The sequence below is a fragment of the Mesorhizobium sp. M7A.F.Ca.MR.362.00.0.0 genome, assembly GCF_004023175.1.
In the GTDB taxonomy this organism is placed as follows: Bacteria; Pseudomonadota; Alphaproteobacteria; order Rhizobiales; family Rhizobiaceae; genus Mesorhizobium.
In genome coordinates this window covers 28,222-28,538 of sequence record NZ_RZTF01000041.1, presented here as the reverse complement: position 1 = coordinate 28,538, position 317 = coordinate 28,222, and the positions used below count along the sequence as shown (strand labels likewise).

Below are 317 nucleotides of genomic sequence, written 5' to 3'. Positions count from 1 at the left end.
GGCCTCGACACTGGTGGCGTGCTGAAGCAGGCGCGCGGCAGATCGAAAAAAGGCGACACCATCTCAAGTCACGCACTACGCCAGACGGCGTTCTCGCGCGACATCTGCGTCGAGGCGGTCAGCGATGCTCTGGCTGGAAAACTCACGACGATCGATCCCGGCCTGCCTTCGAAACTGTGGTATCATCCGACGATCTGGTTCTACGTCTGGACGGGCCTCAGAACCGGCATCTGGTAGCGCGTTTTTCGTCCCGGACGGCATGCTGCGCGCCGGCGTTTCCGACGCGTGGAACCGGGCGCCGGCATACGCCGCAAACG

The 317-nt window shown here is 63.4% G+C and carries 1 pseudogene; it reads left to right on the top strand.

Features of this window, described 5'->3' with window-relative positions:
* Window positions 1–237, top strand: a pseudogene (locus EOC06_RS08620) (formyl transferase); the annotation flags it as partial.
* Window positions 238–317: the final 80 nt, after the last annotated feature.